This is a genomic window from Anaerococcus sp. Marseille-Q7828 (assembly GCF_949769285.1).
Lineage (GTDB): Bacteria > Bacillota > Clostridia > Tissierellales > Peptoniphilaceae > Anaerococcus.
The window spans coordinates 1,583,629-1,596,486 of record NZ_OX458331.1; the positions used below are offsets into that span (position 1 = coordinate 1,583,629).

Sequence of the window (12,858 nt, forward strand, 5' to 3'; positions counted from 1 at the left end):
AATTATAAATAGGATATTAAGTAATCTATCTACTAGTCACTTAAAAGAAAAGCTTCATAATAACTAATAAATAAAATGACACCTACAAAACTGCAGATGTCGTTAAAAGTTCGTAAATATAATTTTGTACTTAAATATAAGATATCCCTACATCTATTAAATATTCATTCAGCTGGTTATGCCAATTATCCATGTCTTCATCATTAATCTCTCTTATAACTTGTTAGAGATATCTAGGTGTAATTACATTTTTTCACAGCATACTGACATGATATTATTTTGGCTCATTAAATCACTTTTTTACTTATTATCTATAAATAAAGCTGACGTTTAATAATAATCTATAAGTATAACCATCTACATTCTTCCCATTTAATTGATGGCAATTTTTATCAACATCAACTAAAGTAAATCCTAATTTTTGAATTAATTTTTGTGCTGGTATATTGCCAGACCAAGTTTGAGTATATACTTCTTCTAGTCCTTTTGACTTTAAATAATCTATATAAAGTGACCAAGCCTCACTAGCATATCCAGATTTTCTATAATCTTTTTTATAAATACCTATCCCTATTGTAAAATGCTTGCCTCTACTAGAATAATTGTAATTTTCATCAATATGGTAGCTATTAATTTTCCCCAAAAATTCTCCATCGGAAAGTCGCTCGATAATTAGAGTACGGTAAATAAATGTTCCTGATGTAATTTCTTTGTATCTTAAATGATTAATTTGATTTTTTAATCTATTTTCAAATTCTATTTGGTCAAAAATTTCGCCATCTTCATTTTCCCATGGAGCATCCCATTGCTGCCGTTCTATATCATCTGTCATATAAAAAATTAGATTGTTAATATCCTTTTCTTCTAAAGGTCTAAGCCTAACTAATTCCCCTTCTAATTTAAAATTATCATTCATTCATTATCTCCTCTTAAAGTAATATAAAGTAGCCTACTAATTAACTTTTACAACTTCTCTTATAAATTAAAATATTAAGATGTCCTCAAAATAACGAATGTTATAGCAATGAACTTGTAATTTCTCTTTATCATATGTATTTAATTAATACCCTATTATGGTTTATAGTATTGTTAAGGTATATAAAAATATTTATTATCAACCTAGTTTATTGTGAAAATATATATTATAATCAATATATAAGGAGAATCTTATGGAAGAAAAAAAGAAACTAAGATTTATAATTATTGCATTTGTACTTTTACTTACTCTAGGTGTGGTTGGGTATATCTATCTACTTGATGTTGAATTTATAGATGCTTTATATATGACTGTCATTACTATATCAACTGTAGGTTTTGGTGAGGTTGGAACATCCAGCAATGAATCAGAGATTTTTACTGTTATTCTAATATTCTTAGGAGTTGGAGTTGTTGGTTATGCTTTTACTACTATAGTAGCTATGTTTGTTGAAGGAAAGCTTGTAGATATATGGAAAGGTAGCAAAATGGAAAGAAAAATCTCCTCTTTAAGTAATCATTATATAATATGTGGTTCTGGTGAAATGGCAGAAGTGATAATAGATAAATTTGTAGAAGAAGCTTTGGATTTTGTTGTAATTACTAACAAACACAAGGATCTAGATGAATACAGTCATGATAATATATTAGTAATAGAGGGTCAATCTACTGAAGAAAGTGTTCTTGAACATGCGGGAATAGATAAGGCCAAGGGGTTGATTGCTACATTAGATGCTGAGGTAGATAATATAGTAACAGTGCTTACTGCTAGAAACCTCAATAGTGAAATCTACATTATTGCAAATGCGCTTAGTAAGTCAGGTAGTAATAAACTCATGAAAGTCGGGGCCAACAAGACTTTATCTGCTATTGAAATAAGTGGGAATAGAATGGCTTCTCTTATGATAAAGCCAAATATAATTTCATTTTTGGATGTGGTCACAAGAATAGGTGATGTAGAACTTGATCTTGAAGAAGTAATCATAAAAAGTGGATCATACTTAGAAAATACAAGTCTACTAGATGCTCAAATTCCAAACAAAACTGGACTCATAGTACTAGCAATCAAAAAACATGAAGATAAGCAAATGATTTTTAACCCATCAATTGATTACACCTTTAAAACTGGTGATGTATTAATAGTGCTAGGCAAAGATGACCAAGTTAAAAAACTTAGAGATTTAAGTGATGGAGTAAAATAAATCCATCTATATCTGCTAAACTTTTTATCTAACTAAGTAGATTAATTAACTCTAATATAGACTAAATTATAATCTAGCTTTAAATAATCTTCTTATAACCAGTTATGTTTACCTCAATATAAATTAAAATCAAAATTACAAGCTTAGCTGGTAGTTTGCACAGCGCCTATAAGGCGCGAATACCGGCACGCCCCTATTGGAGCTGACGAGTATTTCATCACATGCACCACTATCTCAACTACTACTTAAGCAGTTTTTTATTTGTTTTTATTTGACTTTCTCAACCGTGCTAAGCTGAATCCCTCCACCTGCATAGCAGGTGTTTTTTTTGTTTCGCTCTCTTTCGTTCGCTCAAGTCGCTTAAGTGGGCAAATAATAATATGTAAGAATTTATATTTTATATATTATTACTACAAAATAGCTTTTAATATTATTGATTAAAAAATTTATCATAATTATCTACTAAAAGTCTCAGCCTTTGAACTTCTTTATATAGTAGGTCTTTGCCCTCATCAGTAATAGTGTAATGCTTACCTTTTTTATTAACATCTACTCTAATTATCAAATCATCATCTAAAAATTGGCCTAATAATGCATACAGTGTTCCTGGTGCTAATTTTATCCTTCCTTTTGTAATTTGATTTACCCAAGAAGTTATTTCAGCCCCATTTCTAACTTTGTCTAGGGCCATGAGAATGAAAAACATTGGCTCTGTAAGTGTCTGATACTGGTTCCTTGCCATATTCAGTCTCCCAATTCTTTCTCTATGGCCATTTGTATTTCTGGATTCTTTATATCGCCTATCACTTTTAAAACTGTTTGATTATCCAATATTATATATGAATTCTCATTGGCCAAACTATAGGTCATATCGTAAGAATAATCACCACTTATATCTTTAACAAGGTCTGAATTGTATGGGTGGTTCTTGGCATTTTTAATTTCTCTCTCAAATAAAGTTCTTGCTAGGTCACTATTCCTGCAAACAATTTTTTCTACCTGCACATTTAATTGGTCATCTTTATAGATAGTATGGCTTTTTGTTAGCAGACTTTTTTTAAGATGAACTATATCAGATGTATTATCTTCAAAATCTTGACCTGTGATAGATAAGCTATTAATTCTAATAAAGGTAAAAATTATTGTAATTATGACTACAGATAAAACCATCAATTGTTTTTTACTTTTAGTCTTGAAATCTGTCTTCTTTATCTCTTTAATTAAAACAAAAATAATTAAAGGAAGTAGTAATGGCATTAAACTTACAAGGATAAGTCCATTCTTGTTAGCCATCGAGCTTGATAATATATTACTAAAAATACCAACAATTAGTAAAACAAAGGATATGATTAAGGTCATTACATATATTTTTGAATAAACAATTTTGGAAAAATTGATGTTACTTATATTCTTGACATTTTTATTCTTTTTTCTAAAGGAGATATTATCAACTATCGAAAAAATAGTGAAGACTAATAATGAAATACTGGCTGGATATAAGAATATTACCAAGTTAGAATAAAATATTTCAGGCGAATGGAAACTTGCACTCATAAAAAATAAATTAAGTAATAGAGCAAATCCTGCTATAATAATTGAGATTAGTTCACCTTTTATTCCTTTATTTAAAACTTTTAATTCTTCCAAGTCATCATTATAAAGAGACCCAGCCGCATCTTTTTCTAACCTATATAGGTTCATATTAAAACACCTATCAATTAAAGTCCATCCATAATCTTTAGACATCTGATCAAAATCATCAAGCTCATCTTTAGTAAAAGATGAAAAATATCCCTCATTTTGAGCTAAGGATATCTTATATTTTACATGATCTGGCTTAGCTTTCTTAAATTTATGAACAAAAGGTAGAGGAATCTTTTCTATTTGCCAGCCCTTTTTTGCCATGTCTTCATACCATTTTTCTACTAATCCAAAGTTTGAATATGTTAAGTATCTAAATTTTAGCATCAGCCTAACTCCTTTCAATATCGACTATCGATACTTAAATTATATATCGATATTCGATATATGTCAATCTAAAGTATTATGAAATAAAAATACCCGACAACAGCTTGAGAAAAGCTTGTCGGGTATTATTATGTGCACTCGTATTATTTAATTAAATTTTATTATATAGCGGCAAAAGCTTGTTTTATATCTGCTAATAGGTCATCTATATGTTCTGTTCCTATTGAAAGACGAACTGTAGATTTGCCTATGCCTTGGCTTTCTAATTCTTCTTCACTTAGTTGAGAGTGAGTTGTTGTTCCAGGGTGGATTACTAGAGATTTAACATATTCTACATTGACTAGGTCTGAAAATATCTTTAGATTGTCTATAGTGGTTTTTTGTTTCGCTCTCTTTCGTTCGCTCAACTCACTTAAGTGAAGTAAATAAAAGAGCCTGCACCAAAATTGGCACAGGCCTACTTACTTTTAAAACACATACCTTGAATTACTTTTTATTCAAATAAATAACAATTATTTAATTTATTGACGTCAATATTACAGAATTGAGTAATAAGTATAAATAACATTTGATATTTTTAAAAAACCTCGTATGTGGGAATATATCTAATATAATTTAAAGATCAAATCCAAATTTGATAGTTACCAAAATCGAAAATTCCCTTCCCGTGTTTCAAATCTCCTCTTGATTCTAATAATCTAAAACCAGCCTCTACCTCGTTAGTTAGCGAGCTTGCAATATTTAAATCATGATGACCAGGCAAAACTCTTCCTACATCATATTTTTGTATCTTTTTTATTGATTTATAAAATAATTTAGGATCAGTTGTAGGATAATAAGCGTATAGACAGCCTTTATAAATTAAATCTCCAGAGTATAAATATTTTCTTTCATGTTCATAAAAACAACAATGACCAGGAGAATGTCCCGGTGTATGTATAACCTCAATAGTTCTCCCGCCTAAATCAAATGTATAGCCATCTTGAAAAACTATTTGTGGATTTACTTGGAAAATTTTATAGTCATCAATATTAAAATCACAAGGAAAATTATGTGCTTTTTCTGTTAATTGCTTTTTTACAACTTCTAATGGAAGAGGAAACTTTTTTGAAAGCCATTCCTTTTCTTCTTTGTGAACACCAATACAATCAAAATATCTATGGCCACCAATGTGATCCCAATGAACATGTGTAGTAAAAACTGTAACTGATAAAGCTGTTAATTTTTCTACAACTTTTTTAATATTTGAAACACCGAGTCCTGTATCTATTAAAAGTGCTTTATCTTCTCCACATAATAAGTAACTATGAGTTTCTTCCCAGTGTTTGTATTCACTTAATACAAATGTTTGAGAATCTATTTTTTCTATTGTAAACCAAGTGTCCATAACTGCTCCTTATTAACTCTTCACTTTATAATATTTTGGTTAAATGATAATTATCTTATTACTAGTAATATGTTTTTCTTCTAAGGAATGGATAATTTAATAATTTATCATCTTTTATTCCTAATTGTCTGATAACATGGTAATAAATTACATATTTTAAAACAATACTAGAATTATTTAATTCATTGGAAGTTCTTAGACGTGATCTATGCTTATTTTTACTAGGGCCATGCGTGTGGTAATTTCTTGTATCTTTTAACCTATTAGCAAAGTTTTTTCGAAACTTACATCATCTTCCCATTTCTGATCAACTAAATTAAAAATGTTTTTTAACTGATAAGGTATATTCTCTAAAATAACAGTTAGTTTTTCTCTTAAAGTAGGACGACTTTTCCTATCATTACCTAATCTCTTAGTGATTTCCTCTTTAATGGAAATATCTATATTACTTTTATCTAGATAATCTTTAATTTCTAAATAAGCATTGTCTATATTTGGAGCATGGCAATTTTGTATTTCTCGTGAACTATTGAAAAAGTTATCGTAAATTCTTTCCATCATCTTAATTTGGTTTACAAGAATACTTTCTATATCTAGGGTAGAAATATAATTTCGAGTATATAAATCGATTACTGGTTTAATTTTTTCTTTATATTCAAACCAATTACAAATTATAGGTTCTAAATTTTCTTTTACATCACTCAATCTTAATGAATTAAATCTGGGTTCTTGTGCTTGTTCATCCAATTGAGGAAATATAAACTGACCATAATATATTGGATACTCATATTCATAGTCTCCATTGTCTAAATATTTAGATTGAAATTTATTATTTTCATCTTCTAGATAAAATTTGATGTATAAAAATCTTTTTTTAGATTGGGTTAAATAATCAATCAGTTTCATAAACCATTGTGAGATTACATAAAACTCCTTAATGCTTTTAACTTCGTAATTATCAGATATAACTTCTATGAAGTAATCTATTTTAACACTAGAGCCTTTATTTAATTCACAAATTGCTCTAATATCTCTCTTTATTTTTATAGTAAATTCATTATCTAAAATATTATCACTAATATATAAGACAATATCCAGTCTCTTATATTTTAAAGCAGTATAGTATTATTATAATGATACGAGGTGAATTATGAAAGCTAATAAATATTTTTTTCTAATACTTGTCCTTCCAATAATGTTAGTAAATAAAACATCTTATGCTAGTAAAGAAGAGTCTTCTAACGCTACAATTAGCTCTATTAATGAAGATAGCAATCAAATTCTTTCTTCTGACGAATCTTTAGATACTAATCTTAAAGAAAGAGAAAGTCTTGAAAGTTATATAGAAGAAATTAAAAATAGCACAGATTATATTAATTCTTCTAAGGAAATAAAAATATTATATGATAATGCCATAGAGTTTAGTAGCAGAGCTTTGGATAAAGACAGCATAGATTGGATAAGTTTTTCTTATGATAATCTAAAAAAAGATATAGAAATAATAGAAAAGCTTGCTAATGAAGATTATCTAGAGAAAGAAAATATCAATCAGAATTCTATTTTTTTTAATAATCCTTCATATAAAATTGCTTATTTAAAGCTAGATGACGATAAAAGAGAAGTCCTGGACAGTTATAAAAAGGATGGAGATGACCAAGAAGCTTTATCGATTTTTGCTTTATCAGACTCAGATGAAATCCAGGCATTAGTACTATATAGCGACTGGATGTATCCTTTTATGGATGATGAAGATAGTGACGGAATGATTTCTGATTCAAAAATCCTTATAGATGCCTTAGAAGAAGATAAGGCTTTAATTGAAACTTTCAAAAAAACTAAATTTGACGATAGAGATGAATTAATAAGGGACATAATAAATAATCGTGAAGATGATGCAAATGAATTAGATTTAAATAACAATCTAGAAAACACGGATGAGACCAATACTATTGATGAAGATCAAAATGATGATGGAAGCCTTATTGAGGATTTAAATGATAGTGTTTATGATCAAGACTCCGATACTTCTCAAAGTCCTGATAGAGAAAGATTAGATTCTGATAAAATAAGCAAATACAAATATCAGTCTATGTTTTATATAAAAAATAGGACCCGAAAGTATTATGAAGATCTAAGTGATAAGCAAAGAGACGAATTAGATTCTATGGATACTGATAATAATGGGGTTTTGAGTATAGAAGAGCTAGAAGCATCTCCATATTACACTCTCCCTATTGCAAAGGAAATAGATTGGCTATATCCTTTCATGTACGATAGAAATGAAGATGGTGTTATTGATGAATCTGATAGAAATAAAATTTTCCCAGCAAATGAAACAGATTCAAAGGAACCACAAATAATTAGTACAAATGACAAAGAATTTGCTGGAAAAGATAATAATCAAACAAAACCATATAACTCAATATTCTATCTAACGGAAAAAACAAGGGCTGCATATGAAAACTTGCCTGAGGATAAAAAACAAATTCTTGATCAAATCAATACTGATGGAAAGTATCCTCTAACATTAGAAGAAGTCGAGGCTTCAGGCCTATTCCAAATACCTGTAAAATCAAGTGATTGGATTTATCCATTTATGATTGACAAGAATGGAAATGGAGAAGTTGGAGAAAGCTATGATTATTTCAAAAATTCAGAATATACTCAAAGCTCAAATCCGAGTACCAAAAGTGTAGATAATAGTGCATATGCTAGTTCTTATCAGCCTCTTACGTATACTTATCCTACAAGTTCATCAAACAATAGGATTTCCCATACTAATGTAAAAACTGGTATTAAAGGACTGGGATCTATAGTAATAATTTTAATAATTGCAAGTATAGGCTATTACTTAATTAAGAAAAATGGTAAAGAAAATAATAAACTACACTAAATATTATAAAACTTTTAATTTAGTTTCTGAGGGAAATTGATAAACATCTTGTTATTTGAAATGAAAAATGGAGCTTAATCCTAGACAAACAAAATGCCTGGGATCAAGCTCCATTTGTTTTGTTAATACAAATTCATTGTTTTTTATTATATATCAGATTCCCCTACATCTTCTAAGTAATCATCCAGCTGATCATGCCAAATTTTCCTATCTTCGTCATCAATCTCCCTTATAACTCGACATGGATTTCCAGCTGCAATTACATTGCTTGGTATATCTTTTACTACAACAGATCCTGACCCAATTACTGTATTATACCCGATAGTAACCCCTGGATTAATAACGACATTTCCACAAATCCAAACATTATCTCCTATTGTTACAGGCCAGGCGTATTCTAAATCTTTATTACGAACATCCTTATCGATTGGATGGCCGGCAGTATATATGCTAACATGAGGAGCAAGAAATACATTATCTCCAAAAGTTACGTAGTTCTCATCTAATATAGTCAAATCAGTATTAGCAAAAAAGTTTTTACCAAAAGATATTTTATCCCCATGGTCAAAGTATACTGGTGGTATGAGGACCATATCATCGGGGGCTACTTTGAAACATTTTTTCAATTCTTCAAAAGCAGCCTTATCATGCCAATATTCTGACTCATTAAATTTCTTTTGGGCAATATGGACCTTCTCAAAAGTATTAACCCCTACACTATAAGGATGATAAAGTTTGCCTGCAATCATCCTATCCCACTCTTTTTTATTAACCATTATCTATCCCCCAATTTTATTATTTGTCTAATATTTATATCCTAATCTTTATTGTACACTAAAGCAAAAAATGAGCATATAGGGACATTTTACAACGATATATAATTGTAAATATATTTTTTATTTGATATGATTTATATATAATACTCGTATTGTAAAATAGAAATTTTTGCGTAGTTTATAAATTGTTGTCGATTGTGATATTGGTCTAATTATTGTAAAAATTATCGTAATAAATTATTAGTAAAAGAGGAAATGATGAATAAATTTATATGTAAAAAAATAAGTCTTGCACTATGTTTTGCCCTTAGTCTGTCAGCTTGTTCAAAAGAAACAAAAGAAAATTCTACAAAGCCTGCTGAGCAAACAAAAATAGAAACTACTAGTGAAAAAGAAGATAAATACATAAATGAAAGTAATGAAAATGATAAAAACATTAATGAAACTAGTGATGTTGAAGAAAAAGAAGCCCTATCTGAAAACAATATAAGACTATCTAGTTTATATAATAAAGTTTTGGACAATATAGACACATATACTTTTTTAGAAGAGAGTGATCAAATATATACCGAATATTCATACGCTTTGGTAAATATGAATGACTCTGACCTTCCACAACTACTTGTAGCTCAAAAAGTCGAGCAGGGTTTGGATTATATTAAGGTTTTCTATTCAAATGATGATTTTACTAAAGAACTTACTAGCGATGAAGTTTTACCCCTTGGTGTGGCAAGTGCAGGAGGATTTAGAGGTGCGCTAGTGCAAAATGAAAACCTAGATGGCTTGGCATACATTACATTTGTATCTGGAACTGGAGCAGCTGCTAAAGAAGAAGTTACAGTATCCTTAGAAAAAGATAAGCTTACAATCGAAAGAAACATTGCCTGGGAAGGACTTATAAATGAACTCCCTGATTCGAATTCATCCGAGATAGAATTCATAGACATAAATGATAGAAAGAAACTTGATGACTTAGCTTCTATAAAAGATGGTGAGTTTAAAGAAACTATGGCTAAGAGAATAGATGAACTTAAAAAGCTAGAAGAAGCTGAAAGTGTCGAGGAAAATTCAACTATAAACGAGCAAGTCCAAAAAGAAATCGACCAAGGAAAAATGGTTGTTAGTGGAACTGTTAAAATATTTACCCATGATGAGATGGTTTCATACCAAAATCAAAATCCTCAAATATTCCCCGATATGGGAGAAATTTATGTAATTCTACTTCTAGATGACTATGCAGATATTAATGTGCAATTAGCCGCAGATCCAGATTATATGACTAGAAGTGTTAATATGATTAAACTTCCAGATGATATGGCAGATTATGCCGGTCAGAGAATTACAATCAGCTTCACTCCTGATGATGGCTATTGGCAATCTGATGCAAGTCTTCCTGTAGGTGCTCCAAGAATGAATAAAGTTAATGTATTAGAATAATATATTTTTCTTATTTATATTATGAAATTTATTAATAAGTCGAATGTATATTATATACTTAGGCCAACAAAACAAAGGCAAGATAGGCTATAATTAGTCTTCTTGCCTTAAATAATTCCCTGCATTTTAGAAAAATGTAAAGACAATAGTCATGCCCAATACAACTGAAATTATTGTCACTATTAATGCCACAATAAAGAATATTGGTTTTGAAAAATTATATTTATTTGTCAAAATAGATAAAATAAGCCCACCTATTGGCGCATATACTATGCCAAAGAAAGCAAGTATGAGCATCAAATCATCATAATATTTAGACAAAAAATACAATATGATGAGCGATATGAAATAAACAAAAAACGAGTACTTTATGAATTTTAACATTTTTATTTCCTTGATATTTAAAATAATTTAAAAACTAAGCAACATTTACATATTAGTTATGGCTAAAATTAATCACAGTTAATGTTCATGGTGGTCTTTTAAGAAATTTTCTATAGCTGCATCTGATTCGATTTTAGCTTTTTGATTCGCATCCAAAGTTCCACCAGTATTAATTCTCATATTATCTAAGTTTAGGATACCATTACCTGCAAATATATGTCCAGCATCCTTGTATGATAAAAGCTTTTCATCAGGCAATTTACTTTTAATTTGATTTGCCATGCTTAAACTATCCCACAACTGATCTTCTTTTCCTGCAATCAACAAAATATTTGCCTTAATATCTTTATTGGAATCAACTTGCTAGCACTGTTTGAGTCAGTTTCTACGGCACTTGAATAAGTTTCTTTATAAGAAATAGGTGCTTTGACAAATGAAGATAAAACAATGTTCTTAAAGAAAGCTAAAAATGATCCATTTTTTATATCTATATAAGGAAGTTCTTCATCTTCATATGTCCATGAAGAACCATAATCATTGAAGTCTAGTCCAGCAAAATTATAACTTGATGGTGCAATCAAAACCAAGTTTGAAATTTCAGAATATTTGCTAGCTAGATTTAGAGCATACTCCGCACCTTTTGATGCAGCGATAACACTTATTGGACCTTGGTCATTCTTATTTTCATTTAAGTAATTCAAAATATCATCAAATTGTTCAAGAGGAATTCTTACTAAAGTATCTTGTTGATTTTTCATGCCATACATAAATACGGCAAATGTCTCAAAACCTTTTTGAGCTAATTCTTGTGCACTTTCAAAATTAGGGCTTCCCTCAGAACCACCAAAACAAAGTACCACACACTTATACAGCTTTTTGTTAGGGGGGTTAAATGAAAGCCTTGAAATCTATTTTCATCAACATATTTAACATCTACACCATCTATATCAGTTGGATATAAGTTTATATTTGTTAAATCATTATAGTATTCAGCTGTGGTTGAATACTCAGAATCATTGTATTTTGAATCATTATATATTCTACTTGGAAAAACGACAGCAAATATAGTAGAAGCTATTAAGAGAATTTTTTTCAAAATCTTAGTAGTTTTTTTCATTTCTTGGCCCTCTTTATTATAAAATATTACCCAAAAAACAACCGTTAAATTATCATATAGGTACTTTAAAAGCCTAATGGTATGAAAAAATATATTTTTTATATAATTCAACTAATGAATTTCCATAGATTTGCCCTGAAATTAAATCCAAAAGTATTGCATTAACATTTGAATAATGAGCTTTATTTTGACCTACTACAAATTTTACTTCTAAAGATAAAATTAAACGGAATGTCCTCTATTGATTACAGATTACATTCCGCCTAAAATAATTTTATATATTCCGTTTTACAGGTTCAGCCCATGAACTGCTATGCCTGATATTCTGAATAATTAATCATCTACTTCTTCTATTGCACCAACTGGGCAGCCTTCCTTTGCTTCCGCTGCTGCTTGTTCATATTCTTCAGCTACTTTTTCATCTATAGCTACAGCCACGCCTTCGTCAGTCATTGAAAATACCTCTGGGCATGTCGCCTCACACATTCCACAACCTATACAATCTTCATTTACTCTATATTTCATAATTATAAACCTTTCTTTCTATTCTACTTATAGTAAAGTGCCATTTTGAACTTATTTATAGCTTCTAATAAATCTAGGTTTCCTTTTGCAAAATGCAAATTCCACCTGCAAGAATTAAATGATCTTACTCTCATATCAAATCATATCCTCCCCTTCCAAGGCGAAGATAATTGCTCGTCCTAGTTTGCCATGTT

15 protein-coding genes are annotated in these 12,858 nt (G+C 29.5%); 4 read left to right on the forward strand and 11 right to left on the reverse strand.

Annotated elements, in window-relative coordinates:
* Positions 1-307: 307 nt before the first annotated feature.
* On the reverse strand, positions 308-916 hold the full coding sequence (locus QNH69_RS07570) for a GNAT family protein (protein WP_282929886.1): 609 nt from the start codon (positions 914-916) through the stop codon (positions 308-310).
* A 253-nt stretch (positions 917-1,169) separates the two neighbouring features.
* On the opposite strand from QNH69_RS07570, the gene QNH69_RS07575 reads away from it, so the two are divergent.
* Positions 1,170-2,177, forward strand: coding sequence for a potassium channel protein (locus QNH69_RS07575; RefSeq protein ID WP_282929887.1), 1,008 nt, complete (start codon positions 1,170-1,172; stop codon positions 2,175-2,177).
* Positions 2,178-2,607: 430 nt separating this feature from the next.
* On the opposite strand, the gene QNH69_RS07580 is transcribed toward QNH69_RS07575, so the two are convergent.
* The 5 genes from QNH69_RS07580 to QNH69_RS07600 form a co-directional block, all read right to left on the reverse strand.
* On the reverse strand, positions 2,608-2,919 hold the full coding sequence (locus tag QNH69_RS07580) for a PadR family transcriptional regulator (protein ID WP_282929888.1): 312 nt from the start codon (positions 2,917-2,919) through the stop codon (positions 2,608-2,610).
* 2 nt (positions 2,920-2,921) lie between these two features.
* Positions 2,922-4,145, reverse strand: coding sequence for a DUF2812 domain-containing protein (locus QNH69_RS07585; protein WP_282929889.1), 1,224 nt, complete (start codon positions 4,143-4,145; stop codon positions 2,922-2,924).
* A 161-nt stretch (positions 4,146-4,306) separates the two neighbouring features.
* Entirely contained in the window at positions 4,307-4,552 is a 246-nt protein-coding gene (locus tag QNH69_RS07590; RefSeq protein WP_282929890.1) for a PLP-dependent transferase, read from the reverse strand.
* 215 nt (positions 4,553-4,767) lie between these two features.
* A complete protein-coding gene (locus QNH69_RS07595; RefSeq protein WP_282929891.1) occupies positions 4,768-5,532 on the reverse strand; it encodes an MBL fold metallo-hydrolase in 765 nt (254 codons plus the stop codon).
* A gap of 255 nt (positions 5,533-5,787) precedes the next feature.
* Complete coding sequence (locus tag QNH69_RS07600; protein ID WP_282929892.1) at positions 5,788-6,438, reverse strand: hypothetical protein; 651 nt, start codon at positions 6,436-6,438, stop codon at positions 5,788-5,790.
* A gap of 244 nt (positions 6,439-6,682) precedes the next feature.
* On the opposite strand from QNH69_RS07600, the gene QNH69_RS07605 reads away from it, so the two are divergent.
* Positions 6,683-8,425 carry a hypothetical protein gene (locus QNH69_RS07605; protein WP_282929893.1) on the forward strand — a complete coding sequence of 581 codons (1,743 nt, stop codon included), beginning with the start codon at positions 6,683-6,685 and terminating at the stop codon, positions 8,423-8,425.
* 146 nt (positions 8,426-8,571) lie between these two features.
* On the opposite strand, the gene QNH69_RS07610 is transcribed toward QNH69_RS07605, so the two are convergent.
* A complete protein-coding gene (locus tag QNH69_RS07610; RefSeq protein WP_282929894.1) occupies positions 8,572-9,201 on the reverse strand; it encodes a sugar O-acetyltransferase in 630 nt (209 codons plus the stop codon).
* A gap of 258 nt (positions 9,202-9,459) precedes the next feature.
* Between QNH69_RS07610 and QNH69_RS07615 the strand changes: the two genes are divergently transcribed.
* Both QNH69_RS07615 and QNH69_RS07620 read left to right on the forward strand, forming a co-directional pair.
* Entirely contained in the window at positions 9,460-10,638 is a 1,179-nt protein-coding gene (locus QNH69_RS07615; protein ID WP_282929895.1) for a hypothetical protein, read from the forward strand.
* Positions 10,639-10,789: 151 nt separating this feature from the next.
* Positions 10,790-10,948, forward strand: coding sequence for a hypothetical protein (locus tag QNH69_RS07620; protein WP_282929896.1), 159 nt, complete (start codon positions 10,790-10,792; stop codon positions 10,946-10,948).
* Between the two features lie 152 nt (positions 10,949-11,100).
* Here QNH69_RS07620 and QNH69_RS07625 read toward each other — a convergent pair whose 3' ends face one another.
* From QNH69_RS07625 to QNH69_RS07640, 4 genes are all read right to left on the reverse strand, one after another.
* Complete coding sequence (locus QNH69_RS07625; RefSeq protein WP_349252250.1) at positions 11,101-11,349, reverse strand: acyl-CoA thioester hydrolase/BAAT C-terminal domain-containing protein; 249 nt, start codon at positions 11,347-11,349, stop codon at positions 11,101-11,103.
* Positions 11,343-11,882, reverse strand: coding sequence for an acyl-CoA thioester hydrolase/BAAT C-terminal domain-containing protein (locus tag QNH69_RS07630; RefSeq protein WP_282929897.1), 540 nt, complete (start codon positions 11,880-11,882; stop codon positions 11,343-11,345). The genes QNH69_RS07625 and QNH69_RS07630 overlap by 7 nt, the downstream gene beginning before the upstream one ends.
* The gene (locus tag QNH69_RS07635) at positions 11,822-12,139 is read right to left on the reverse strand and encodes a hypothetical protein (protein WP_282929898.1); all 318 of its coding nucleotides are present in this window, start codon (positions 12,137-12,139) and stop codon (positions 11,822-11,824) included. Before QNH69_RS07635 ends, QNH69_RS07630 begins: the two co-directional genes overlap by 61 nt.
* Positions 12,140-12,472: 333 nt before the next feature.
* The gene (locus tag QNH69_RS07640) at positions 12,473-12,664 is read right to left on the reverse strand and encodes a ferredoxin (protein ID WP_282929899.1); all 192 of its coding nucleotides are present in this window, start codon (positions 12,662-12,664) and stop codon (positions 12,473-12,475) included.
* Between the last annotated feature and the right edge of the window lie 194 nt (positions 12,665-12,858).

Bases quoted from the DNA above. Each gene is read 5' to 3' on its own strand.
- QNH69_RS07570 (WP_282929886.1), bottom strand. From the start codon at position 916: ATGAATGATAATTTTAAATTAGAAGGGGAATTAGTTAGGCTTAGACCT.
- QNH69_RS07575 (WP_282929887.1), top strand. From the start codon at position 1,170: ATGGAAGAAAAAAAGAAACTAAGATTTATAATTATTGCATTTGTACTT.
- QNH69_RS07620 (WP_282929896.1), top strand. From the start codon at position 10,790: ATGCCCAATACAACTGAAATTATTGTCACTATTAATGCCACAATAAAG.
- QNH69_RS07640 (WP_282929899.1), bottom strand. From the start codon at position 12,664: ATGAAATATAGAGTAAATGAAGATTGTATAGGTTGTGGAATGTGTGAG.
- QNH69_RS07605 (WP_282929893.1), top strand. From the start codon at position 6,683: ATGAAAGCTAATAAATATTTTTTTCTAATACTTGTCCTTCCAATAATG.
- QNH69_RS07635 (WP_282929898.1), bottom strand. From the start codon at position 12,139: ATGAAAAAAACTACTAAGATTTTGAAAAAAATTCTCTTAATAGCTTCT.
- QNH69_RS07615 (WP_282929895.1), top strand. From the start codon at position 9,460: ATGAATAAATTTATATGTAAAAAAATAAGTCTTGCACTATGTTTTGCC.
- QNH69_RS07600 (WP_282929892.1), bottom strand. From the start codon at position 6,438: ATGAAACTGATTGATTATTTAACCCAATCTAAAAAAAGATTTTTATAC.
- QNH69_RS07610 (WP_282929894.1), bottom strand. From the start codon at position 9,201: ATGGTTAATAAAAAAGAGTGGGATAGGATGATTGCAGGCAAACTTTAT.
- QNH69_RS07595 (WP_282929891.1), bottom strand. From the start codon at position 5,532: ATGGACACTTGGTTTACAATAGAAAAAATAGATTCTCAAACATTTGTA.
- QNH69_RS07580 (WP_282929888.1), bottom strand. From the start codon at position 2,919: ATGGCAAGGAACCAGTATCAGACACTTACAGAGCCAATGTTTTTCATT.
- QNH69_RS07585 (WP_282929889.1), bottom strand. From the start codon at position 4,145: ATGCTAAAATTTAGATACTTAACATATTCAAACTTTGGATTAGTAGAA.